Below are 1,215 nucleotides of genomic sequence, written 5' to 3' on the forward strand. Positions count from 1 at the left end.
AGGAAGTGGCGCACAAAGGCCAGTCGGCCATCCGCGACGCCGCCACCGGCGAGAAAGTCGTCACCCCGTTCCCTGTGCCGCCGCGGGGAAAATAAGCAAATTACAAATTGCATATTTTGGTCAAAACAATAAGAATTTTTCTTATTGACGGCCCTTCGGCAGCTTAATAGAGTTGCATTTGTAACAAACAATAAGTTCCCAATACATTCCAGACATGGTGTAAGGTGAACAAAAAATGCTCGCTAATCAAATTTAGAATGCAATAAAAAAGTCAGGTACTTGTAACCAAGCATCATCAAACCTTTCCCCTGAGGAGAAGAATCATGAAGAAAGTTGCAACCGTTATTGGTATATTTCTGTTGAGCGCAACGGTGTATGCCGCCAATCTAAGCAGTGATGATTTCTGCGATGGCTATGATGACGGCTATAAGGAAGGCTGGTGCTATGGCCAATTCTCCTGCATTAAACCAATATCTCCGATTTGCCCAATTCCACGAATTGGTGAAGATGGATACCGGGATGGCTATAACCGAGGATTTATTGACGGCAGACGCGCCAAGGGATAATGGCTACCCGTTCCTCGCAAGCGCGTGCTATCAGCCTAACTGTCCAAACAAGCCAGATCTCTATCTAAAATAAGATCACACAAATGAAAAAAATATCAGTTGCAAAAATAATAATCGCTTCATCAGTCATATTTACATCCACAGCATCATCCGCAACTTGGCATGGGATGGCGGTTATATCCGATGAAACTGCCTATTTCTTTGATTCTGAAACCGTACAAAAGACACCAAGTTCGGTATCAATTTGGGTAAAAACAGTCAGGCTTTCAAGTCCAGACAAGGAAGGGGCTTGGGCAACTGCCTGGCGCCGTAGATTTAGTTGTACTGCACGAACAATCCAAACAATCGCATATTCCGACTACGATGAAAAAGGGGAATTTATTTCATCTGGCAATAGAGAAGGTCCAGCTGAATTGGTAGTTCCGGACACCACTGGGGAGGCCATGTTAAAAATATTTTGCGAACCAAGCTTTCCAAATGACAAGTCAGAAGAGAAATATTGGAAAATTATTGACAATGACGTTTACAAAGCCAGAGATGCCATTGTCAGCGCCGGAATTGATATTGCTCCAAAATAAAAATTTTTGATTTTGATTTTGATTTTGATTTTGATTTTGATTTTGATTTTGATTTTGATTTTGATTTTGAT

The 1,215-nt window shown here is 41.8% G+C and carries 2 protein-coding genes; both read left to right on the forward strand.

Annotation, left to right across the window (positions count from 1 at the left end):
• Positions 1 to 323: 323 nt before the first annotated feature.
• On the forward strand, positions 324 to 566 hold the full coding sequence (locus ACE3QM_RS22550) for a hypothetical protein (protein WP_374425041.1): 243 nt from the start codon (positions 324 to 326) through the stop codon (positions 564 to 566).
• An 83-nt stretch (positions 567 to 649) separates the two neighbouring features.
• A complete protein-coding gene (locus ACE3QM_RS22555; RefSeq protein ID WP_374425043.1) occupies positions 650 to 1,144 on the forward strand; it encodes a surface-adhesin E family protein in 495 nt (164 codons plus the stop codon).
• Positions 1,145 to 1,215: the final 71 nt, after the last annotated feature.

This window comes from Chromobacterium sp., assembly GCF_041912965.1.
Classification (GTDB): Bacteria; Pseudomonadota; Gammaproteobacteria; order Burkholderiales; family Chromobacteriaceae; genus Chromobacterium; species Chromobacterium aquaticum.